The 21,661-nt window shown below is 73.1% G+C and carries 22 protein-coding genes and 1 pseudogene; 11 read left to right on the top strand and 12 right to left on the bottom strand.

The window, feature by feature from the left end; all coding sequences use genetic code 11:
• Positions 1–662 (bottom strand): PfkB family carbohydrate kinase (locus EAO70_RS29875; RefSeq protein ID WP_410091512.1); only part of this gene is annotated, 662 nt, incomplete at its 3' end.
• A gap of 104 nt (positions 663–766) precedes the next feature.
• On the opposite strand from EAO70_RS29875, the gene EAO70_RS29870 reads away from it, so the two are divergent.
• Together EAO70_RS29870 and EAO70_RS29865 are read left to right on the top strand one after the other, a co-directional pair.
• A complete protein-coding gene (locus EAO70_RS29870; protein ID WP_148005964.1) occupies positions 767–2,032 on the top strand; it encodes an alanine racemase in 1,266 nt (421 codons plus the stop codon).
• A gap of 11 nt (positions 2,033–2,043) precedes the next feature.
• On the top strand, positions 2,044–3,621 hold the full coding sequence (locus tag EAO70_RS29865; protein WP_148005963.1) for an N-acyl-D-amino-acid deacylase family protein: 1,578 nt from the start codon (positions 2,044–2,046) through the stop codon (positions 3,619–3,621).
• Here the strand turns inward: EAO70_RS29865 and mptB are convergent.
• Complete coding sequence (gene mptB, locus EAO70_RS29860) at positions 3,618–5,051, bottom strand: polyprenol phosphomannose-dependent alpha 1,6 mannosyltransferase MptB (protein ID WP_148005962.1); 1,434 nt, start codon at positions 5,049–5,051, stop codon at positions 3,618–3,620. The genes EAO70_RS29865 and mptB overlap by 4 nt on opposite strands.
• Positions 5,052–5,171: 120 nt before the next feature.
• Between mptB and EAO70_RS29855 the strand changes: the two genes are divergently transcribed.
• A complete protein-coding gene (locus tag EAO70_RS29855; RefSeq protein WP_148005961.1) occupies positions 5,172–6,383 on the top strand; it encodes a pyridoxal phosphate-dependent aminotransferase in 1,212 nt (403 codons plus the stop codon).
• A 99-nt stretch (positions 6,384–6,482) separates the two neighbouring features.
• Positions 6,483–6,884: a hypothetical protein gene (locus EAO70_RS29850; RefSeq protein ID WP_148005960.1), complete on the top strand. Its 402-nt coding sequence runs from the start codon at positions 6,483–6,485 to the stop codon at positions 6,882–6,884.
• Positions 6,885–7,107: 223 nt separating this feature from the next.
• On the opposite strand, the gene EAO70_RS29845 is transcribed toward EAO70_RS29850, so the two are convergent.
• Positions 7,108–8,931: a phosphoenolpyruvate carboxykinase (GTP) gene (locus EAO70_RS29845; RefSeq protein ID WP_148005959.1), complete on the bottom strand. Its 1,824-nt coding sequence runs from the start codon at positions 8,929–8,931 to the stop codon at positions 7,108–7,110.
• Between the two features lie 195 nt (positions 8,932–9,126).
• Between EAO70_RS29845 and trhA the strand changes: the two genes are divergently transcribed.
• The gene (gene trhA / locus EAO70_RS29840; protein WP_187284097.1) at positions 9,127–9,828 is read left to right on the top strand and encodes a PAQR family membrane homeostasis protein TrhA; all 702 of its coding nucleotides are present in this window, start codon (positions 9,127–9,129) and stop codon (positions 9,826–9,828) included.
• A gap of 39 nt (positions 9,829–9,867) precedes the next feature.
• On the opposite strand, the gene EAO70_RS29835 is transcribed toward trhA, so the two are convergent.
• From EAO70_RS29835 to EAO70_RS29825, 3 genes are read right to left on the bottom strand one after another with little or no spacing between them, the layout of a single operon-like run.
• Positions 9,868–10,890, bottom strand: coding sequence for a glycoside hydrolase family 26 protein (locus EAO70_RS29835; RefSeq protein ID WP_148005958.1), 1,023 nt, complete (start codon positions 10,888–10,890; stop codon positions 9,868–9,870).
• A 1-nt stretch (position 10,891) separates the two neighbouring features.
• A complete protein-coding gene (locus EAO70_RS29830) occupies positions 10,892–11,545 on the bottom strand; it encodes a vitamin K epoxide reductase family protein (protein ID WP_148005957.1) in 654 nt (217 codons plus the stop codon).
• A 19-nt stretch (positions 11,546–11,564) separates the two neighbouring features.
• Positions 11,565–12,068, bottom strand: coding sequence for a DUF5949 family protein (locus EAO70_RS29825; RefSeq protein ID WP_222723493.1), 504 nt, complete (start codon positions 12,066–12,068; stop codon positions 11,565–11,567).
• A 147-nt stretch (positions 12,069–12,215) separates the two neighbouring features.
• On the opposite strand from EAO70_RS29825, the gene EAO70_RS29820 reads away from it, so the two are divergent.
• Both EAO70_RS29820 and EAO70_RS29815 read left to right on the top strand, forming a co-directional pair.
• Positions 12,216–12,629, top strand: a complete 414-nt coding sequence (locus EAO70_RS29820; RefSeq protein ID WP_148005956.1) for a tyrosinase family oxidase copper chaperone — start codon at positions 12,216–12,218, stop codon at positions 12,627–12,629.
• Positions 12,613–13,479, top strand: a complete 867-nt coding sequence (locus tag EAO70_RS29815; RefSeq protein ID WP_148005955.1) for a tyrosinase family protein — start codon at positions 12,613–12,615, stop codon at positions 13,477–13,479. Before EAO70_RS29820 ends, EAO70_RS29815 begins: the two co-directional genes overlap by 17 nt.
• 79 nt (positions 13,480–13,558) lie before the next feature.
• Here the strand turns inward: EAO70_RS29815 and EAO70_RS29810 are convergent, their stop codons facing one another.
• From EAO70_RS29810 to EAO70_RS29785, 6 genes are all read right to left on the bottom strand, one after another.
• Entirely contained in the window at positions 13,559–13,834 is a 276-nt protein-coding gene (locus EAO70_RS29810) for a chaplin (RefSeq protein ID WP_148005954.1), read from the bottom strand.
• A gap of 309 nt (positions 13,835–14,143) precedes the next feature.
• A complete protein-coding gene (locus EAO70_RS29805; RefSeq protein ID WP_187284096.1) occupies positions 14,144–14,665 on the bottom strand; it encodes a hypothetical protein in 522 nt (173 codons plus the stop codon).
• Positions 14,666–14,784: 119 nt separating this feature from the next.
• On the bottom strand, positions 14,785–15,300 hold the full coding sequence (locus EAO70_RS29800) for an LPXTG cell wall anchor domain-containing protein (RefSeq protein ID WP_148005953.1): 516 nt from the start codon (positions 15,298–15,300) through the stop codon (positions 14,785–14,787).
• Between the two features lie 254 nt (positions 15,301–15,554).
• Complete coding sequence (locus tag EAO70_RS29795; protein WP_148005952.1) at positions 15,555–15,836, bottom strand: hypothetical protein; 282 nt, start codon at positions 15,834–15,836, stop codon at positions 15,555–15,557.
• A 238-nt stretch (positions 15,837–16,074) separates the two neighbouring features.
• Positions 16,075–16,521, bottom strand: a complete 447-nt coding sequence (locus tag EAO70_RS29790; RefSeq protein ID WP_148005951.1) for a hypothetical protein — start codon at positions 16,519–16,521, stop codon at positions 16,075–16,077.
• Between the two features lie 278 nt (positions 16,522–16,799).
• Entirely contained in the window at positions 16,800–17,039 is a 240-nt protein-coding gene (locus tag EAO70_RS29785; RefSeq protein WP_148005950.1) for a chaplin, read from the bottom strand.
• 485 nt (positions 17,040–17,524) lie between these two features.
• Here EAO70_RS29785 and EAO70_RS29780 point away from each other — a divergent pair, with 485 nt between their 5' ends.
• From EAO70_RS29780 to EAO70_RS38560, 4 genes and pseudogenes are all read left to right on the top strand, one after another.
• Positions 17,525–18,658: a glycosyltransferase gene (locus EAO70_RS29780; RefSeq protein ID WP_148005949.1), complete on the top strand. Its 1,134-nt coding sequence runs from the start codon at positions 17,525–17,527 to the stop codon at positions 18,656–18,658.
• Positions 18,655–20,103, top strand: coding sequence for a sugar transferase (locus tag EAO70_RS29775; RefSeq protein ID WP_148005948.1), 1,449 nt, complete (start codon positions 18,655–18,657; stop codon positions 20,101–20,103). Before EAO70_RS29780 ends, EAO70_RS29775 begins: the two co-directional genes overlap by 4 nt.
• Positions 20,104–20,105: 2 nt before the next feature.
• Positions 20,106–21,419, top strand: coding sequence for an O-antigen ligase family protein (locus EAO70_RS29770; protein ID WP_148005947.1), 1,314 nt, complete (start codon positions 20,106–20,108; stop codon positions 21,417–21,419).
• Positions 21,412–21,661 (top strand): annotated as a pseudogene (locus EAO70_RS38560) (hypothetical protein); the annotation flags it as partial. The gene EAO70_RS29770 and the pseudogene EAO70_RS38560, both read left to right, overlap by 8 nt.

Below are 21,661 nucleotides of genomic sequence, written 5' to 3'. Positions count from 1 at the left end.
CGCTCAATGCTGTCTAGCATCCGGGCCAAGGCCGGGTCAATGGACCCGCAGGACACGCAAGGGAGCGCCAGAGTGGCCGGAGAACCGCCCGTGGACGTCGTGTGCCTCGGCGAGTCCATGGTCACCTTCCTCCCCTCCCGGCCGGGCCGCCTCGCCGTGAGGACGCGCATGAGGGCGAGGCAGTCGTCGGAGAGGGCGGCGGTGATGCCGGTGAGGTGGAGGACGCGGGCGTCGGCGACGGTCTCGTAGGGCACGGTCGCGGGGGACATGGCGGAGGCGGCCGAGCCGGCGCGGTAGTAGACGACCTCGTGGGCGTCGGTGGCGCGGTCGGCGGCGGTGCGGAAGTAGACGCCGGTGGGCCGTCGGGGGTCGCGTTCGACGGCGCCGACGTCGACGCCGTGGGCGGCGATGGTCTCGACGAGGTGGTCGCCGAAGCCGTCCCGGCCGACCCGGCCGACCCAGCGGGTGCGGTGGCCCGCGGCGGCGAGGGCGCAGGCGACGTTGGACTCGGCGCCGCCGATCGCGCGCTCGAAGGCCGGGACGTCGGCGAGGCGGCCCGGCCGGGAGGGGAGGAAGGTGACCATGGACTCGCCGAGGCACACGACGTCCACGGGCGGTTCTCCGGCCACTCTGGCGCTCCCTTGCGTGTCCTGCGGGTCCATTGACCCGGCCTTGGCCCGGATGCTAGACAGCATTGAGCGACATACGCAATGACTGTTGCATTCTCCGCAACGCACTTTCTGCAACGCTTCGATGAGGAGGCCTCATGCCCGACCTGGCGAACGAGCGCGTCGACCACCGCTTCAAGGCCCTGCCGCCGGACGCCGAGGGCCTGACCGTCGGCGAGCTCGCCGCCCAGCGGCGCAACCTCTTCACCGGCGGCTTCACCACCCCGGTCCTCGCCCTGTCCGCCGAGTCCGTCGAGCACAACCTCCGCCTCCTGGAGACGTACGCCGAGCGCCACGGCCTCGCGTTCGCCCCGCACGGCAAGACCTCCATGGCCCCGCAGCTCTTCGCCCGGCAGCTGGAGCACGGCGCCTGGGGCATCACCGCCGCCGTGCCCCACCAGGCGCGCGTCTACCGGGCGCACGGCGTCTCCCGGATCTTCCTCGCGAACGAGCTCGTCGACCCGGTCGCCCTGCGCTGGGTCGCCGGAGAGCTGGACGCCGACCCGGAGTTCCGCTTCCTCTGCTACGTCGACTCCGTGCGCGGCGTCGAGCTGATGGACCAGGCCCTGCGCGCCGCAGGCGCCACCCGCCCGCTGGACGTCGTCGTCGAGCTGGCCGCCGGGGCGACCGGGCGCACGGGCGCGCGGACCGAGGCGGAGTGCGCGGCCGTCGCCGACGCGGTCGCGGCCACCGCCACCCTGCGGCTGGTGGGCGTCGCCGGGTACGAGGGGACGATGCCCGGGGCCGACGGCACCCGGGTCAGGGAGTGGCTGCACCGGCTTGTCGGGCTCGCGGCCGACTTCGACAAGGCGGGCCGCTTCGACCCGTCCGTCGGCGAGATCGTGGTGAGCGCGGGCGGCAGCGAGTGGTTCGACGCGGTCGCGGACGTCTTCGCGGAGGTGCCCGCGCTCTCCCTGCCCGTCCTGAAGCTGCTGCGCTCCGGCGCGTACGTCTCGCACGACGACGGGCAGTACCGCGAGCGGACCCCCTTCAACCGGGTCCCGGAGGAGGGCGCCCTGGAGCCGGCGTTCCGCCTCTGGTCGCAGGTCGTCTCCCGGCCGACGCCCGAGCAGGCGTTCACCAACGCCGGCAAGCGGGACGCCGCCCACGACCTGCACCTCCCCGAGGCGCACGTGGTCCGCGACGCCCGCACCGGCGAGATCCGCCCCGCCGACGGCCTGACCGTCACCGGCCTCTCCGACCAGCACGCCTGGGTGGCCACCGGGGAGGGCGCCGACCTGGAGGTCGGCGACTGGCTCGGCATGGGCCTGTCCCACCCGTGCACGATCTTCGACAAGTGGCAGCTGATCCCGCTGGTCGAGGCGGACGGCACGGTCGTCGACTACATCCGCACGTTCTTCTAGGAGGAGTCGTCATGGACCTCGTCTTCCGCGACGCGGACGTCGTCGACGGCACCGGCGGCGCCTCGTACCGCGCCGACGTGGCGATCGAGGGCGGCCGGATCGCCGCGATCGTGAAGGAGGGGGCGGCGGCCGGCTGCCAGCGCCCCACCGCCCGCCGCGTCGTGGACGCCGAGGGCCTGGTCCTCTCCCCCGGCTTCATCGACATGCACGCCCACAGCGACCTCGCGCTGCTCCGCGACCCGGACCACAGCGCCAAGGCGGCGCAGGGCGTGACGCTGGAGGTGCTGGGCCAGGACGGCCTGTCGTACGCCCCGGTCGACGACCGGACGCTGGCCGAGGTGCGCAGGGCGATCACCGGCTGGAACGGGTCGGGCGACGACATCGACTTCGACTGGCGCACGGTCGGTGAGTACCTGGACCGGCTCGACCGGGGCATCGCGGTCAACGCCGCGTATCTGGTCCCCCAGGGCACGGTCCGGATGTACGCGGTCGGCTGGGAGGACCGCCCGGCGACGGAGTCCGAGCTGGACCACATGCGCCGACTGGTCGCCGAGGGCATGGAGCAGGGCGCGGTCGGCATGTCCTCCGGCCTGACGTACACGCCGGGGATGTACGCGAAGGACGCCGAGCTCACCGAGCTGTGCCGGGTGGTGGCCGGGTACGGCGGCTACTACTGCCCGCACCACCGCTCCTACGGCGCCGGGGCCCTGGAGGCGTACGGGGAGATGGTGCGGCTGACCCGGGAGGCGGGCTGCGCCCTCCACCTCGCCCACGCCACGATGAACTTCGGCGTGAACGAGGGCCGGGCCCCCGAGCTGCTCGCCCTCCTGGACGCGGCCCTGGACGCGGGCGCGGACATCAGCCTCGACACGTACCCGTACACGCCCGGCTGTACGACCCTGGTGGCGGTGCTGCCGAGCTGGGCCGGCGAGGGCGGCCCGGAGGCGGTGCTCGCCCGGCTGCGGGACGACGCGACGGCGGAGCGGATCCGCCACCACCTGGAGGTCGTCGGCTCGGACGGCTGCCACGGGGTGCCGGTGGACTGGGACACCATCGAGATCTCGGGGGTGTCGGAGGGGTCGCTCGGAGACTGGGTGGGGCGCCGGGTGGACGGCTGGGCGACGGCTCGCCGGCTCCTCCTGGAGGACCGGCTGGGCACGACGATCCTCCAGCACGTGGGCCACGAGGAGAACGTCCGGACGATCATGCGGCACCGGGTGCACACGGGCGGCTCGGACGGCATCCTCCAGGGCACGAAGCCGCACCCGCGGGCGTACGGCACATTCCCCCGGTACCTGGGGCGTTACGCCCGGGACCTCGGCGTCTTCTCCCTGGAGGAGTGCGTGGCGCACCTGACCTCCCGCCCGGCGGCCCGGCTCGGGCTGCGGGACCGCGGGGTAATCCGCGAGGGCAACGTGGCGGACCTGGTGCTCTTCGACCCGGACACGGTGGCGGCGGGCTCGACGTACGAGGCCCCCCGGGCGCTGCCCACCGGGATCCCGCACGTCCTCGTCGGCGGCACCTTCGTGATGGAGGACGGCCGCCGCACGGACGCCCTGCCGGGCCGCTCGGTCCGCAGGGGACGCTAGGCCGGGTCCCCCGCCCGCGCGTGCGGGCGGGGCGCCGCCGGCCGTTCGCCCCACGGATCCCGCCGCACCCACAGGAGCCCCGGCAGCAGCACCAGGCCCGCCACCACGAATCCGTACCAGGGTGTGCGCCCGTCCGGCGCCGTCTCGTAGACCAGCGCCGCCGAGAGGACCGCCAGGACCTGCCCGGCCCGGCTCCGCCAGGCCGCCGCCGCGACGGCCGCCGTCCCCCACAGCAGGTACCAGGGCTGCACCATCGGCGACAGCGCGACCAGCGCGACCAGCGCGAGCCCCAGCCCGAGCACCGGATCGAGCACGCCCCGCCAGGACCGCCACGCGAGCACCAGGATGAGCACCGCGGCGGCGAGCAGCCCGAGGTTCTGCACGGCCGCCTTGACCGGGTCGGGGTCGTCCCCGAGGAGCAGCCCGAGCCCCAGGCCGAGATCACTGCTCACGGACAGCGCCGTGTGGATGGTCCCGGCGACGCTCTGGGTCCGCAGCCACCCGAACCCGGTCCCGGCGAGGACGGTCGCCCCCGCGGCCACCGCCCCGGCCACCAGCCCCGGCAGGACGAGTCCCTTCACCAGCGCCCGGACGCCCGGCCCCTCCCGCCGCGCGACCATCACCCCGATGAACAGCAGCGCGACAGCCGCCGGCGACTTGACCATCATCGCGAGCCCCACGAGGACGGAGCCGAGCACCCACCGGCCCCGCACGGCGAGCAGCACGCCCGCGAGCATGAGGCCGATCATCAGGCCGTCGTTGTGCATGCCGCCGACGACGTGGATGAGCAGCAGCGGGTTGAGGGCGGCCAGCCAGACGGCCCCGTCGGGTCCGCCGCGCCCGCCGCCCAGCCCCCGTACGGCCCACACGATCAGGGCGAGCGCGCCGACCGCGAGCAGGCGCGTCCCGAGCACGGCGGGGACGATCGCGCCGCCGGTCAGCTTGACGACCAGCTGGGCGAGGACGAGGAACGCCGGCCCGTAGGGCGCGGGGGTGTCGGTCCAGTGGCCGCCGACGCTGGCGGCCGCGTCCCAGCCGAGTTCGCCGGGCGAGAGGACGGCGGGCCCGCCGCCGTACACGTCGTGCCCTTCGAGGACCATGGCCCCCTGCGCGACGTAGCTGTAGACGTCGGCGCTGTAGAGCGGCGGGGCGAGCAGCAGGGGCGCCGCCCACCAGACGAGGGTGGTGCGCACCCGGTCGGCCTCGCCCCGGGCGAGGAGGACGCCGTACCGCCACCAGGCGGCGACGAGCAGGGTCAGCCCGAGGTACGCGAGGAGGGCGCCGGCCAGGGTGAGCGCGGAGCCACGCGGCTCCCAGAGGCCCCAGCCGCCGCGCACGGGCAGCATTCCGGCGGCCCACCCGCCCAGGGTGACGGCGAGCGACCCGGCCGCACCCAGTCGGCGGCATCCGGAGGCACGGAAATCCCACATGACGGGCCAACCTATCCCGCCGGGCGGAGGAGCCCTATTCGGCCGCGGTCGTCCCCGGGTCCTGTCCGACGTGTCCCAGAACACGAAGCGTCCCGGGCGCCCCCGCCGTAAGCTCTCGTCATGCAGGTGATCCAGTCCACGAAGCTCGCCAACGTCTGTTACGAAATCCGGGGTCCGGTGCTCGAAGAGGCGATGCGGCTTGAGGCCGCGGGTCATCGCATCCTCAAGCTGAACACGGGGAACCCGGCGGCGTTCGGTTTCGAGTGTCCGCCCGCCATCCTGGAGGACGTCCTCCGCAACCTCTCCGAGGCGCACGGCTACGGCGACGCGAAGGGGCTGCTCTCGGCCCGGCGCGCGGTGATGAGCCACTACGAGACCAAGGGCATCCCGCTCTCCGTCGAGGACATCTACCTCGGCAACGGCGTCTCGGAGCTGATCCAGATGTCGATGCAGGCGCTGCTCGACGACGGCGACGAGGTCCTCGTGCCGGCCCCGGACTATCCGCTGTGGACGGCGTCCGTCTCGCTCGCGGGCGGCACGGCCGTGCACTACCGCTGCGACGAGCAGGCGGACTGGATGCCGGACCTCGCGGACATCGAGCGGAAGATCACCGACCGCACCAAGGCGATCGTGATCATCAACCCGAACAACCCGACGGGCGCCGTCTACGACGACGAGATGCTCCGCTCGCTCACGGAGATCGCCCGCCGTCACGACCTGGTGGTCTGCTCGGACGAGATCTACGACAAGATCCTGTACGACGGGACGACCCACACCCCCACCGCGGCCCTCGCCCCCGACCTGCTCGTCCTCACGTTCAACGGGATGAGCAAGAACTACCGGGTGGCCGGCTTCCGCTCGGGATGGCTGGCGGTCTGCGGTCCGAAGCACCACGCGACCTCGTACATAGAGGGTCTGACGATCCTCGCGAACATGCGCCTCTGCGCGAACATGCCGGCCCAGCACGCGGTGGCCGCGGCGCTCCAGGGCAGGCAGTCGATCGAGGACCTCGTCCTGCCGGGCGGCCGTCTCCTTGAGCAGCGGGACACGGCGTACGAGCTCCTCACCCAGATCCCGGGCGTGACGTGTGTGAAGCCGAAGGGGGCGCTGTACCTGTTCCCGCGCCTCGACCCGAACGTGTACAAGATCAAGGACGACCGGCAGATGGTCCTGGACCTGCTGCGGGCGGAGAAGATCATGGTGGTGCACGGGACGGGCTTCAACTGGCACGAGCCCGACCACTTCCGGATCGTCACGCTGCCGGCGGCCGCGGACCTGGCGGACTCGGTGACCCGGATCGGCCGTTTCCTGGACGGCTACAGCCAGCCCTGACGCGGCCCGGCCGGGTTCGGCCCACCCCGTCCCGGACCTCCCTCAACTTTAGACTGAATCTAAGATAGGATGGCCCTCAGACACTCAGGAGGCCGTCCCATGTACGAACCGATCCGCGCCAAGTCGGTCCACCGGATGGCCGACGCCGCCCAGGACGCGTATCCGCACCACTCCCGCGAGGAGGAGCTGGACATCCAGCTCGCCGGACACCTCTCCGCCCTGCTCGCCGTCACCGACGAGCTCGGCGACACCGAGGCGGGCGACCTGATCGCCCGGCAGGTGGCGCGACTGCGCGGCGCCCCGCCCGCGCGGCACGCGGGTCTCCGCGGCGCGTCCGCGCCGGACCTGCACCGCCGGGCCCACGCCCTCGCGGGCCGCGCCCTGGTCGTCGCCGCCTCACGGGCCGACACGGCCGCCGCGATCCTCGCCGCCGAGCGCATGGACGCGCACACCGCCGCGCTGGCCGGGGCGACCGCCCTGGCCACGGCCGGCACCCCCTGACGGCCCCGGTCCGCGTGGCACGAACCGCGCGGACCGGGCGCCACACACCTCCCCGCCCCGCCGAGGAGCCCCGCCGACGAGCCGCGGCGACCGCGTCCGGGCATGCGCCGGCCCCCGGAGCCTGAGGGGGCTCCGGGGGCCGGTTGCGTCGTGGTGGGCCGTCGTGACCCCACTGGTCAGGGCGGTATCTCGGGGCAACCCACCACGAGTCTGCGGTGCGGGATCAGCCCAGGCGCTCGACCAGCGCGTGGTACTGGTCCCACAGCTCCTTCGGCGTGTGGTCGCCGAAGGTGTTGAGGTGGTCGGGGACGAGGGCGGCCTCCTCGCGCCACACGTCACGGTCGACCTTGAGGAGGAACTCCAGGTCCTCGGCCGGCAGGTCCAGGCCCTCGGTGTCGAGCGACTCCACGGTCGGCAGGACGCCGATCGGGGTCTCGACGCCCTCGGCGCGGCCCTCCAGGCGCTCGACGATCCACTTCAGGACGCGGCTGTTCTCGCCGAAGCCGGGCCAGACGAACTTCCCGGCGTCGTTCTTGCGGAACCAGTTCACGTAGTAGATCTTCGGCAGCTTCGCCGCGTCCGCGGTGGCGCCGACCTTGACCCAGTGGGCCATGTAGTCACCCATGTTGTAGCCGCAGAACGGCAGCATGGCGAAGGGGTCGCGGCGCAGCTCGCCGACCTTGCCCTCGGCGGCGGCGGTCTTCTCGGAGGCGACGTTCGCGCCGAGGAAGACGCCGTGGTTCCAGTCGAAGGACTCGGTGACCAGCGGGACGGCGGAGGCGCGGCGGCCGCCGAAGAGGATCGCCGAGATCGGGACGCCCTTGGTGTCCTCCCACTCGGGGGCGATCGTCGGGCACTGGCCGGCCGGGACGGTGAAGCGGGCGTTCGGGTGGGCGGCCGGCGTCTCGGACTCCGGCGTCCAGTCGTTGCCCTTCCAGTCCGTGAGGTGCGCGGGGGCCGTCTCGGTCATCCCCTCCCACCACACGTCGTTGTCGTCGGTGAGGGCGACGTTGGTGAAGACGGAGTTGCCCCAGAGGGTCTTCATGGCGTTGGCGTTGGTGTGCTCGCCTGTGCCGGGGGCGACGCCGAAGAAGCCGGCCTCGGGGTTGATCGCGTACAGGCGACCGTCCTCGCCGAAGCGCATCCAGGCGATGTCGTCACCGATGGTCTCGACGGTCCAGCCGGAGATCGTGGGCTCCAGCATGGCCAGGTTGGTCTTGCCGCAGGCCGACGGGAACGCGGCGGCGACGTACTTCGGTTCGCCCTGCGGCGGGGTCAGCTTGAGGATCAGCATGTGCTCGGCGAGCCAGCCCTCGTCGCGGGCCATGACGGAGGCGATGCGGAGCGCGTAGCACTTCTTGCCGAGCAGGGCGTTGCCGCCGTAGCCGGAGCCGTACGACCAGATCTCGCGGGTCTCGGGGAAGTGCGAGATGTACTTGGTGGAGTTGCAGGGCCACGGCACGTCCTGCTGTCCCTCCGCCAGCGGGGCGCCGAGGGTGTGGACGGCCTTGACGAAGAAGCCGTCGGTGCCGAGTTCGTCGAGGACGGGCTGCCCCATGCGGGTCATGGTGCGCATGGAGACGGCGACGTACGCGGAGTCGGTGATCTCGACGCCGATGGCGGAGAGCGGGGAGCCGACCGGGCCCATGCAGAAGGGCACGACGTACATGGTGCGGCCGCGCATCGACCCGCGGAAGATGCCCTCGGAGCCCGCGAAGAGCTCCTTCATCTCGGCCGGGGCCTTCCAGTGGTTCGTCGGGCCCGCGTCCTCCTCCTTCTCGGAGCAGATGAAGGTCCGGTCCTCGACGCGCGCGACGTCGGTCGGGTCGGAGGCGGCGTAGTACGAGTTCGGGCGCTTGACCGGGTCGAGCTTGGTGAAGGTCCCCTTGGCGACGAGCTCCTCGCACAGGCGCTCGTACTCGGCCTCGGAACCGTCGCACCAGACGATGCTGTCCGGCTGGGTGATCTCGGCGATCTCGTTCACCCAGGAGACGAGCTCCTGGTGCTGGGTCGGAAGGGTCTGGGGAGCCGCGTTGTCGCGCGCCACGATTGCTCCTTGTAGAGGGGTTTGTTGAGGTGTGCCCCGTGGGGGCCGCGACCCGGATGCTTCGTAGCCGCTCATCCGGTGCCGACCGCACTCATTTGATCATCCGACGGATCCGCCCATATGTCCAGGGGCCCGCCCACGTGAGCATCGCCACTCGTATTCGCGGCCTACGGAGGCGTAGGTACGATTCGTTCCATGACTGCAGCCACGCCGGAAGTGCCCCCGGTCGAGCCGGATCCGCTCGCGCAGGCCCTGTCGCTCCCGGTGAAGCCCCGGCTCCGGGGGTGGCTCCACGCGGGCATGTTCCCCACCGTGATCGTGGCCGGCCTGGTCCTGGTCGCCCTCTCCGACTCGCCCCGCGCCCGCATCGCCTGCGGGATCTACGTCCTGACCGCCTGCCTGCTCTTCGGCATCAGCGCGCTCTACCACCGCGGCGAGTGGGGCCCGCGCGGCGAGGCCGTGCTCCGGCGCCTCGACCACGCCAACATCTTCCTGATCATCGCGGGCACCTACACCCCGCTCACCCTGCTGCTGCTCCCCGACTCCACCGGCCGGCCCCTCATGTGGGCGGTCTGGGCGGCGGCCCTCGCCGGCATCGCCTTCCGGGTCTTCTGGGTCGGCGCCCCGCGCTGGCTCTACACCCCCTGCTACATCGCGATGGGCTGGGCCGCGGTCTTCTTCCTGCCCGACTTCATGCGCGCGGGCGGCATCGCCGTCCTCGTCCTCGTCATCGTCGGGGGGCTGCTCTACAGCGCGGGCGGCGTCATCTACGGCATCAAGCGCCCGAACCCCTCGCCCCGCTACTTCGGCTTCCACGAGGTCTTCCACTCGCTGACGCTGGCCGCCTTCACCGTCCACTACGTCGGCATCTCGCTGGTGGCCTACCAGCACGCCTGACCGGACGACCGGGGCGCGCCCGGCGCCCCGCCGGTCCCCTCACGGACCGGCCGGACCGCCCAGCGCCCCGCGCACCACCCGCGCCGACTCGGGGTTGTCGGCGCACCCCCAGACGCCGTGCGGGCAGTAGTCGGTGACGGTCTGGTAGACGGGCCGGTGGGCGGCGAACCAGTCCAGCATCCCCCGCACGTACGCCGGGTTGTCGCCGTTCCGGAAGAGCCCCCACTCCGGGTACGAGACCGGCTTGCCGTGCTCGGCCGCGAACCGCACGTGGTGGGCGAGCCCGTACTCCTCGGCGACCTGCTCATCGAAGGAGAGCCCCGCGGGCTGGTCGTACGCGTCCATCCCGATGATGTCGACGACGTCGTCCCCCGGATAGCAGCGCGGCCACTCCACCGCGTCCCGCCCCCGGCTCGGCGTGAAGTCGAAGCGGAACCGCTGCCCCGGCACCCCGCGCAGCACCTCGACGACCCGCCGCCAGTACGCCTTCCAGGCCTCCGGGTCCGGCCCGCAGCGATGGCTGTACGTCGTGCCGTTCATCTCCCAGCCGAGCACCAGGACCGCATCCCCGAGCCGGTGCGCCACCAGCCGCTCCCCCAGCGCCCGGAAGTGCCCGTCGAACGCGCCGGACGCGCCGCTCCGCAGCCCCGCCGCCACCTCGGCGTCCGGCAGCCCCGCCTCGCTCCGGTCCATCATCGGCACGTTGAGCACGAAGAGACGCCCCGGCCGCGCCTCCTTCCAGCGCGCCCAGGGCTCGAAGAGGGCCGGGTGGCCCTCGATGTTGGACCAGCGGTCCCCCGGCAGATAGGTGTGCCCCACCGTCAGCGCCCCGCCGCCGAGCCAGGCCTCCGCCTGGGCGATCCTGCGGACGCCCGCCTCGTCGGAGCCGGTGAAGAAGCCGGACGGCACCCCGGGCAGCGGCGCCCGATCCGGCTCGGGCGCCGCCCGGGTCCCGGTGTGCCGGTCGCCGGGGGCGATCCGGTCGTACGGCAGCAGGAGCACGAGAACGGCCGCGAGCAGCACGACGAGTGCGGCCCGCGGCCCGGGGAGGAGACGGTTCACGTCAGCTGGTCCAGAAGTCCCACCACCGGGTCAGGATCAGCATCCCGATGATCCCGATGTGCAGGACGGGCAGGGCGAAGGTGAACTCGCCGAGGAAGGTCCGTACGCCCGCCGGGGCGGGGATCACCCCGTGCCGCACGTTGTGCGCGGTGACGTACCAGAACATGACGATGGTGGCGACCCAGGCCAGGCAGCACCACAGGCAGAGCGAGTTGATCTCGTACAGCGACTGGTACATCAGCCAGGTGCAGAAGCCGACGCCGAAGAGCATGCCGGCGTTGAGACCGAGCCAGAGCCAGCCCCGGTAGCGGGCCCCGGCGAGGAGTCCCGCGCCGAGGGCCACGACGACGGCGTACGTGACGAGGCCGAGCATCGGGTTGGGGAAGCCGAAGACCCCCGCCTGCTCGCTCTTCATGATGTTGCCGCAGGACACGACCGGGTTCAGGCTGCAGCCCGGCTGGAAGCCCGGGTCCTCCAGCAGCTTGAACTTGTCGATCGTGATCACCCAGCCGGACAGCACTCCCGCCGCCCCGGTGATCATCAGCATCCAGGCGAAGGCCCGGCTCGCGCCGACCGTCCCCGCGGCCCCCCGCGCGGACTCCTCCCGCTCCTGCCGCTGCTCCGGCACCCCGCCCCGTACGTTCACCGTCGCCATGGCGCGACCCCCTTCCCGCTCAGCCCTGCAGACGCCGGACGGGCATCAGGACGTGGGCGCTGTCCTTGAGCATCTCCTCGTCGGAGACGAAGGTCCGCAGCGCGGCCTCGTCGACCGGCTGACCGGGGACCGCCTCGGGCCACGGCCGCACGGAGCAGATCAGGTAGACCTGGCCGCGCTCGCGGGCGGCCTCCTGCCACTCCTCGGGCACCGGGCACTGCACCTTCAGGAAGGGCAGGTTGAGGACGGCCGAGCCGCCCTCGACGAGCAGCGAGGCGGTGATCCCGGCGTCCTTCTCCAGATCGAAGAGCCGGTCGCCGACGGAGAGGCCCATGGCCTCCAGAGCGGTCCGCATGGCCTGCTGACCGGCCTCCGGCCCGTCGCGGCCGTCGCCGAGCGAGTACGCCATGAGGAACGGCGTACCGGCCTCGTCGGCGGAGGGCTCGCTGGACCACGGGATCACCGTGAGAGTTCCCAGCGGAGAGGCGCTGCGCGCGGAGGAAACGACGTTGGAAGTGGTCATGAATCGGATGCTAGTGCTCCAACCACCCTTTCCCCGCGCCCAATTCACTCGAACGGCCGACATTCACGCCGCTGGCATTTCCGCCGCAACGAACCCGGGTTTTCATCGTTGTGCCCAGAGGGCTCCCACGACCCGAGGAGATCACCCATGATCGTCCCCCGCCGCGTCGCACTGCGGTCCCTCTTCGCGCTGGCCGTCACCGCCTTCACGGGAGGCGCTCTCGGCCGCGTCGCGAGCCGCCCGCCCTCCGGTCCGCCCACGGCGGACACGCGCGACCCGCACGCCTTCGACGAGTTGTACCGGGGCCGTCGCATCCTGGGCTTCTCCGGCCCCGAGGGCGAGCCGGTGGCCCTGGTCGACGGCCTGCCGCTGCATCTGATGCGCTGCGCCGACGGCGGTTACGTCAGCCCGATCGACCACTACGAGTCCTGCCCGACACCGCGGGCGGCGGTCCGCGCGGCCGTGGACGAGCTGGGCACCGCCCGGCTCTCCCCGCTCGCCGGCGCCCACGGCGTCCCCACCGACCCGACGGGAGGGAGCCCGCGTGGTGTACACGCGTAAGAACCAGCGCGACCTGACCGGCGCCGAGCGCCGGAAGTTCGTCGCCGCCGTCCTGGAGCTCAAGCGGACGGGGGCGTACGACCGCTTCGTCCGCACCCACATCGACCACTACACGGCCGACGGGGAGGGCCGGCTCCGGGTCGCGCACATGACGCCCAGCTTCCTGCCCTGGCACCGCAGGTTCCTGCTGGAGTTCGAGACGGCCCTGCGCCGGATCGACCCGACGGTCTCGGTCCCGTACTGGGACTGGACCCGCGACAACAGTCCGGCGTCCTCCCTCTGGGGCGAGGACTTCCTGGGCGGCAACGGCCGCCGGACCGACCTCCAGGTCATGACCGGCCCGTTCGCGCACTCCGCCGGACGCTGGACGATCACCCAGTCGATGACCCAGGAACGTTTCCTGACCAGGGACTTCGGCCGCCCCCGTGACCCGATCGCGCTGCCGACGCAGGCGCAGCTCGACGAGGTGATGCGGGAGCGGGTGTACGACGCGACGCCGTGGAACTCCACGAGCGCCGCCGGCTTCCGCAACCGCCTGGAGGGCTGGGCGCCGGGCCGGGGCAACGAGCGGTTCCGCATCCACAACCGGGTGCACCGCTGGGTCGGCGGTCTGATGCTCGGCGGCGGCTCGGTGAACGACCCGGTGTTCTGGCTGCACCACTCGTTCGTCGACCTGGTCTGGTCGCGCTGGCAGCAGCGCAACCCGGGGGCCGCGTACCTCCCCGCCGAACCGCCGCCGCTCGGGGACGCCCAGTACCGCAAGGTCGTCGCCCGGCACGAGCCGATGGCGCCCTGGGGAGTGACGCCGGCGTCGATGCTCGACCACAGCCGGATCTACCGGTACGCCTGAGGGCCCGCCGGATCGTGCCCCGCATGCGCGCGTCCCCCCGATCCGGGTCGGATCGGGGGGACGCGGTCGTTGCGGGGGATCAGCCGCCGTAGCCGCCGTCACCGTTGTCGCCGCCGTCGGCGTTGATGCAGGTGTTGCCGAACGCCGGGTTCAGCAGACCGATGACGTTGACGGTGTTGCCGCAGAGGTTGACCGGGACGTGGACCGGGACCTGGACGACGTTGCCGGAGGCGACACCGGGCGAGTGGGCGGCGACGGCCTCGGCGCCCGAGTCGGCGACGGCCAGGCCGGCTCCGCTGAGGGCAACGGCACCCGTGCCGGCGAGAACAGCGGCAGCCTTCGCGATGCGAGACATCAAGAACTCCTTGGATCGAAAGCGACCGCAGGAATCACGGCCGTCATTCCCGTTCAACGTCGCACCACGGGCCGGGTCACGGCCGTTGGGCCGAAAGGGAGGAGGTGTTACCGGGAAATGGCCGCGGGCCGAGCACCGTCCGCCGCTGGATACGGCGGTACGCGCTCGGCCCGCGGGCCGCGGCCATGCGACAAGCCTCTTGGTGCAACGAACGAAGGCCCTTCCGGTGGCGGGGAAGAATCGTGTCTTCACCCGTGAGGCCGCCGCTCGCACAGAGAAACGAAGGGGAAGTCCGCCGTGGCCCTCGGCTCAGTGCGCCCCGGGCGCCTCGGGCGCCAGGCCGAGCTGGGAGTCGAGCGCCCCGCTCACCATCGGGGGCAGCAGGCCGACCCGCGGCTTGGCGAGGTCGGGCAGGCCGGCGAGGCCGTTGCCCGCCGGCGCGACCACCGGGTTGCCCACGACAGCGCCCGGGGTGGCCGCCGCCAGCTCCGAGTGCGGGGTGGCGAAGAGGGCCCGGCCGGGCTCGCTGTCCTTGACGACCTCGGGCAGCGGGGCGTCCACCACGGTCTCGGGGAGGGTGCCGGTGAGCGGCACGCTGGGCAGCGCCAGGTCGGGCAGCGAGCCGAGGCCCTTCTGGAAGCCGGTGGGGGCGCCCGGCATCGGGACGGGTACGCCGGTGGCCACCGTCGGGGTGTCCATCGGGAGCACCGGGTCGAGTCCCTGGAGGGGGACGATCACCGGTGCCTCGACGGCCGCGGCCGGAGCGGCCAGGGCGGCGGAGGCGAGGGCGGTCATGAGGAGTCCCATGCCGGCGTGAGAGCGCAGAGTCATGTTCTGACAACGAGGTCTTCGGGGGAACGTCTCCGGAACTCCCCCATGTGCAGCAACGGGCGAGGCCCTCACCGGTGACGGCGAGGGCCTCGGGTTGACGCCGGGCGGGTGCGCGGACGTCAGTGGCGGCGGGCGATCCGCCCACCACGGAGGTACACGACGGTGCCGCCGACGATCAGCGCGGCGCTGATCGCGGCCGCGCCCATGAGCGCGGTCTCACTGCCCGTGTCGGGGAGCTCGGGCGGGGAGGTGGGCGGCTTGGTCGGCCCGCAGCTGGGCTCCGCCCCCGGCCCGGGGCTCTCGCACTCGTCGGGCTTCGGCGGGTACGTGGGCGGGGTGGTCGGCGGGTGCGTSGGCGGCTTCGTCGGTTCACCCGGCTCGTCGCCGTAGCCGCCGGGGTCCTCCTCCTGAGCACAGAGGTCGCCGACGGCCGCGGCCACGAACCCACCGGGATCCATGCTCGTTCCGCAGACGTCCGCGGGCAGCGGGGCCTGGGCATGACCGGCGTGGCCCGGGCCCGGACCGTCGCCGGTACCGGCGTGGGTGTTCGCGGCCAGGGCGAATCCGCCACTCAGCGACAGGATGCCGGTCGCTGCCGCCGCGGTGAGTACTTTCCTGCTGATGATGGACCGCATACCGCTCTTCCTCTGGAGAAAGGGAGAGGCCGGCGAGGATCCCCCTCGCTCCGACCGGCCTCATCCACGCCGACGTTCGCGCGGGACTGGCCAGAGGGTATGGGTCGGCGGACCCCGCGCAACCGGGGCCACACGGCAGCTGATCAGAAAATCATTCGATCAGCCGACCGTGGGGAAAGGCGCTTCATCGCGCCGCAAGTGCCCTCGAAAAGGGGGCCCCTGATGTGCTGTCAACCCGATGGAGAGGGCCGGTGTCAGCCGCCGAGCGGCAGACCGCCGGGGACCGGGAGACCGCCCAGCAGCGGGGCGCCCTTGGTGGTCTCGTTCAGCTGGGTCGCGGTGTCGGTGACGGTCTTGACCGGGGAGCCCTCGGTGGTGCTGCTCAGGACGTCCGACTTCAGCCCGTTGGCGGCGATCGCCTCGAGACCACCGTTCAGGCTGGTGGGGGTCAGCGCCTCCGTGGCCATGGCGGGCGCGGCCGCGCCGAGGGCCATCAGCGAACCGGCGAGAACCGCGGCGACCTTGGTGGGCTTCATGGGGAGAATCCTTCCTCTGGACTTTCAAGTCACTTACTGCACACGCTTCTTGGACGAATCCGTGCGCATTGTTCTGCTTCTGTAACGAACGGCTTGCCGCACGGAAACTCCGGAAGGAAGGATTTCTCGACACTGCACCCGATCGATGCGGACCGGTGCTATTTGCCGATCGCGCGCCGGAGCGCACGCCGGTGCCGGCCCGGGCGGGACGCCGGGCCGGCACGGGACCTGCGGATGACTAGCCGACGGACGGCGGCGGCACGGCCGGCAGCGCGGGCAGCTGGGACGCGGGAGCCGGCAGTACGGACGGCGGAGACGCGGGGACCGGCAGCGCGGGCAGGGCCGGAACGCCGGCCATGGCCTCCGCGACGAATGCCGCGACCTTGGCCTTGAGGGCCGCCACGTCCACGGCGGACGGCCGGGCCGCGCCCGCCGTGAGCGCGGCCGCGACGAGTTCGCTCACCGGGGTGAGCACTCCGTCGAGGTCGTCGAGGTCGTCGAGCGCCTCGGCCCGGGCCGGCGAGGCGGTGTCGGTACCGGTGTCGACAGGAAGGGGGCCGTGGACGGCGCGGTCGGCCGTGGTGGACGGGTGGGGTGCGGCGGCGAGGGCGGGAGCCGCCGTGCCGAGGGAGAGGACGGCGGATACCGCCAGGACGGTGATGCGGCGCGTGGCCAGGGGACGCATATGTGTTCCTTTTCCTTATGCGTCGGACAACTTCTCCTCTCACCGTGCCTGCGGGTATAGCGCTCCGCAACCGCAGAACTACGGAGCGCCACACCTCCGTTCGGGTGAATCCCGTGCTCGAACACGCCCCCCGAAGGGGCGTACGCCGTTGCACCGGGCGGCGCACGACGGTGCCGCCGAACGAGTACCGAGCCCATGACCACAAGGAGAAAGCCGGTGCGCCCACCCCGTCGGGGGCGGGCGCACCGGCTTCGAGAGGACCGAGCAGGCGTGCCGGATCAGGCGTTGACGCAGGTGTTGCCGAAGGTCGGGTTCAGCGCGCCGATGACGCTGACCGTGTTGCCGCAGAGGTTGACCGGGATGTGCACCGGGACCTGGACGACGTTGCCGGAGCCGACACCGGGGGACTTCACGGCCGCGGCCTCGGCGCCGGCGTCGGCGGAGGCGGCACCGGCGGCACCGGCGACCGCGGCGGCGGCACCGACGGTCAGGACAACGGCCTTGGCGATACGGGACATGGGGAGGTGCTCCTCGATCGAAATTCAACGTGGACTGCGCGGACTGTTCGGTCCGACTCCCTCAACAACGCCCCGGCTTTTCATCGGTTGCTCTCCCGAACGGGTGACGTTCAACCGATCTTTGGGCCATAGGAGAGCCATTGGAGGGAGTGGCCGTGGAATGGCGCAACACGCACAACGAGGAACCGGCAACGGAGATACGGAAGTTAGCGTTTCCAGGCATCTAATGCGTACTATCGCCCCGCGCCGGGGTTATAACGTTCCAGAACGTTGCTTCCGGGCCCGCCGCGCGTTCACCCATTTCGTGCGGACGACACCTTCCCCCCTCCCGGCCTTCACGGGTCTTCCCTCCCTTCTCTCAGCAAAGCGGAGAACCTGTATGCGGAATTCAGCGGTTCCTGCTGTACGTCGCAGCATGTCGTGCTCCCCGTCGTGCGCGACACGGCCCGGTGCGTTCTCCGTCCAGGCCGACGTCCGGCGTTGACGTGCTGCCTCCACACACGGACTCCGGGTCCGTCACCGTCCTGCACGCGGTCCAGCCCGGTGACGGCGGGGTCGCCCGTGTCGTCATCGACCTGGCCCGCGCCCAACTGGCCTCCGGTCTGCGGGTGTCGGTCGCCTGTCCGCCGGACACCCCGCTCGCCGCGGCGGTCCGCGCCGAGGGGGCCGACGTGCACGCCTGGCGGGCCGGCCGGAACCCCGGCCCCCGGCTCGTCACCGAGACCCGGGACCTCGCCCGGGTGATCCGTACCGTGCGCCCCGCACTCGTCCACGCGCACAGCGCGAAGGCCGGGCTCTGCGCCCGGCTCGCCCTGCGCGGCCGGACTCCGACGGTGTACCAGCCGCACGCCTGGTCCTTCGAGGCCGTCGAGGGGACAACGGCCGCGCTGGCCCGGCGCTGGGAGCGGTTCGGCGCCCGCTGGGCCCACCGGATCGTCTGCGTCAGCGAGGCGGAGCGGCGCACCGGCGAGGCCGCCGGGGTCGCCGCGGACTGGTCCGTCGTCCACAACGGTGTGGACGTGGACCGCTTCGCGACCGACGGCCCGCCCGGCAACCCCGCGCCGACCGTCGTCTGCGTGGGCCGGCTCTGCCGCCAGAAGGGGCAGGACGTCCTGCTCGCCGCCTGGCCCGCCGTCCTGGCGGAGGTGCCGACGGCCCGTCTCGTCCTGGTCGGCGACGGACCCGACGGCGCGCGGCTGCGCGCGGCCGCCGGACCCTCGGTGCGGTTCACCGGGGCCGTGGACGACACCGTCCCCTGGTTCCGGGCCGCCGACGTGGTCGTCCTGCCGTCCCGCTGGGAGGGCATGGCGCTGGCACCCCTGGAGGCCATGGCGGCCGGCCGGCCGGTCGTCGTCAGCGACGTCGACGGGGCCCGCGAGAGCCTGCCGCCCGCCCATGAACCGCAGTGCCTGGTCCCGCCCGAGGACCCGGCCGCGCTCGCCACCGCTCTCGGCCGCCTCCTCGGCAGGCCGGAGCTCCGGCACCGCCTGGGCCGCGAGGCCCATGAGCACGTACTCAGCAGATTCGATGTCCGGCGCACCGGCGCGGCCGTCGCGGACGTCTACCGCGAACTGGCCGGAGTGCGAGGCACCGAGCACAGAGAGCCGATTGCGCAGTGACCACCGAAAGCACCAGCGTCCCTCCCACGCCGGGCCCCTGGCCCACGGCGAGCCAGTCCTTCGGCCTCGCCTCCCTCGCCCAGCGCCGCCGCCCGACCGGCCGGCCCGTCCTCCCGTACCGCCCCGAGCGGCCGCGGTCCGGCGTGCTGCCGCTCGTCGTCGTCGACTGCCTGGCCGTCCTCGCCGGGGCCGCGTTCCTGAGCGCGGCCCACCACGACCCGCGGCTGCTGCTGCCGGTCGTGGCGCTCGTCCTCGTCCTCGACGGGCGGGCCGGGCTGCACCGGCCGGCCCCGCACACCCGGGCCCTCGACGAGCTGCCCGCGCTCGCCTCCCGCGCCGGCGTCGCCTGGTGTCTGGCGGCGGCCGGGGTGGCCGCGTACTCCCCGACGCTGGCGATCGGGCCGCTGCGGCTCCTCGCCGCGTACGCCACGCACGTCGGCCTCGTGACCGTGGTGCGCGCGCTGGTGATCGCCCGGCGGCGCCGGGTCGCCCGCGCCCACCCCCGCTCGGCGCTGGTCGTCGGCGGTGCGGCGGCCGCGCGCAGGTTCGCCGCCTCCGCCGCCCAGCATCCCGAGTACGGGGTGCGGCCGGTCGGCATCGTCGGCGTGCCCGAGCAGGGCGGCGCGCCCCGGTCGGCGGGCGAGGCCGGGCTCCCGGTGCTCACCACGACCGAGGAGATCCACCGGGCCGTCATCCAGAACGCCGTGCGCGACGCGGTGTTCCTCGACGACGACCCGGGGCTCGTGACGCTCTTCCAGCACTACGGCTGCACGACCTGGCGGGCCGGTGGCCGGCACCAGGACGGCCCGATGGGCGCGCACATGTGGGGGTACGCCTGGCAGCGCGTCGCCCCGCCGGCCGAGGAACGCCGCCGGCCCGCCAAGCGCGCCCTCGACATCGTGCTCGCCGCGCCCGCGCTGGCGCTCGCGCTGCCGGTGCTGCTGCTCTGCGCGCTGGCCGTGCGGCTCGCGGACGGCCCCGGGGTGCTGTTCCGGCAGGAGCGGGTCGGTCAGCACGGCCGGCTCTTCACGCTGCTCAAGTTCCGTACGCTCCGCCCCTCCGACGACGCCGAGTCGGCGACCCGCTGGAACGTGGCGGGCGACCGGCGGATGAGCGCGGCCGGGAGCTTCCTGCGGAAAACCTCGCTCGACGAGCTGCCGCAGCTGTGGAACGTGCTGCGCGGCGACATGAGCCTGGTCGGCCCCCGGCCCGAACGGCCCTTCTTCGTGGCCCAGTTCAGCAAGATCCACGTGGGGTACGCGGCCCGCCACCGGATGCCGGTGGGGCTGACCGGTCTGGCGCAGGTGCACGGGCTGCGCGGCGACACCTCGATCGAGGACCGCTGCCGCTTCGACAACCACTACATCGACCACTGGTCCCTCTGGCAGGACGTCTGCATCCTGCTGCGCACGGCGGCCGGGCTCGTCCGACCCACGGGGAGCTGAGGATGGCCGCCACCGTGACGGTGCCGGCGCTCGCCCCGGCCGACGTCCGGGACTGGGCGCGCCGGGCCGGGACCCTCTCCCCGGTGCTCGCCGTGATCGCCCTGCTGCTCGTCCCGGGCGAGGGTGGCGCGGAGGGCGGCACCGGCGGGACGGGGACGGTCGCCGACGCGGCCTCCGGGCTGCTCGTACTGATCTGCCTGGTCCGGGTGCTGCGCGGCGGCGCCCGGCCGCTGACCCGGACGGCGGCGGTCGTCCTCGGCCTGCCGGTGCTCGGCGTCTGCCTCGCGGCGATCACCTCGAACGACCCGGCGGCGAGCCTGCCGGGCGTCGCCCGGTACGTCCAGGTCTTCGTGCTCGTCCCGGCCGCGGTGCTGCTGATGATCCGTGACCGGCGGGACTTCGCCGTGGTCGCCTGGGGGCTGATCGCGCTGGCACTGGTCCAGGGCGCGGTCGGGGTCGCCCAGTACCTGACCGGCACGGGCGCCTCGTACATGGGTGAGGACGTCCGGGCGGTCGGCACCTTCGGGCCGACCGACGTGATGGGCATGGCGACGGTGGTGTCGTACGGGCTGGTCGTGGTGACCGGGATCGCGCTCGGCAGCCGCCCCGGGCGGACCCGGACGGCGGCGCTGGTCTGCGCCGGGCTGCTGTTCGTGCCGCTCGTGCTGTCGTTCAGCCGGGGCGCGTGGATCGCGACCGTGCTCGCCTGCGGGATCCAGCTGCTGCTCTCGGGCCCCCGGCGGGCCGCGTGCGTGGCGCTGGCGGCCGGCGCCCTCGGGGTGGTCATGGTCGGCGGGCTCGGCATCGGGTCGTCGATGGTGAAGGAGCGGGTCGCGAGCATCTCGCAGGTGGCGGCCGCGCCGGACCAGTCGGTCACCGACCGGTACACGATGTGGGCGGCGGCCGGGCGGATGTGGGCCGCGGAGCCGGTCACCGGCGTCGGCCTCAAGGGCTTCCCGCAGTACCGCGACTCGAACGCCTCGCTCGCCCTGTCCTCGGGCAGCGACACGGCCGGCGCGGGGTCCGCCTTCGCGCGCCAGCCGCTGCTGTCCCCGCACAACATGTACCTCCTCGTCCTCAGCGAGCAGGGGCTGTTCGGGCTGCTGGCGCTCGCGGGAAGCTGGCTGGCGCTGCTCGTCGGCGCGCTCCGGCGGCGCCGCCTCGGCGCGGACTGCGCGCTCGTCGCGACGGGCCTGATCGGCTGGCAGCTCATCGACTTCTTCTACGCGGACATCGGCGGCCCCTCGACGGTGCTGATGTCGGTCGTGCTGGGCCTCGCGGCCTGGTGGGCCCTCGCGGAGGTCCGGCGTGCGTGACCCGTGGGCCGGGGAACCGGAGCCCACGGACACCCCGCGGGCCCCGGGCGGTCCGCCCCACGGCGCCCCGCCGACCGACCCCTGGCCGACCGCGCCTCCGGGCCCCACGGACTCCCCGTGGCCCCCGGAGGCCGTCGTGCTGCCGGGGACGGGCGGGGGCGCGGCGGCGCGCACGGGTACGGGTACGGGTACGGGCACAGGCGCCGAGCCGGCCGAACCACCGGTCGCGGCCGCCGTGCCCC

Source organism: Streptomyces sp. adm13(2018), from assembly GCF_008042145.1.
Taxonomy (GTDB): Bacteria; Actinomycetota; Actinomycetes; order Streptomycetales; family Streptomycetaceae; genus Streptomyces.
This window is presented reverse-complemented; position numbering and strand designations above follow the sequence as displayed.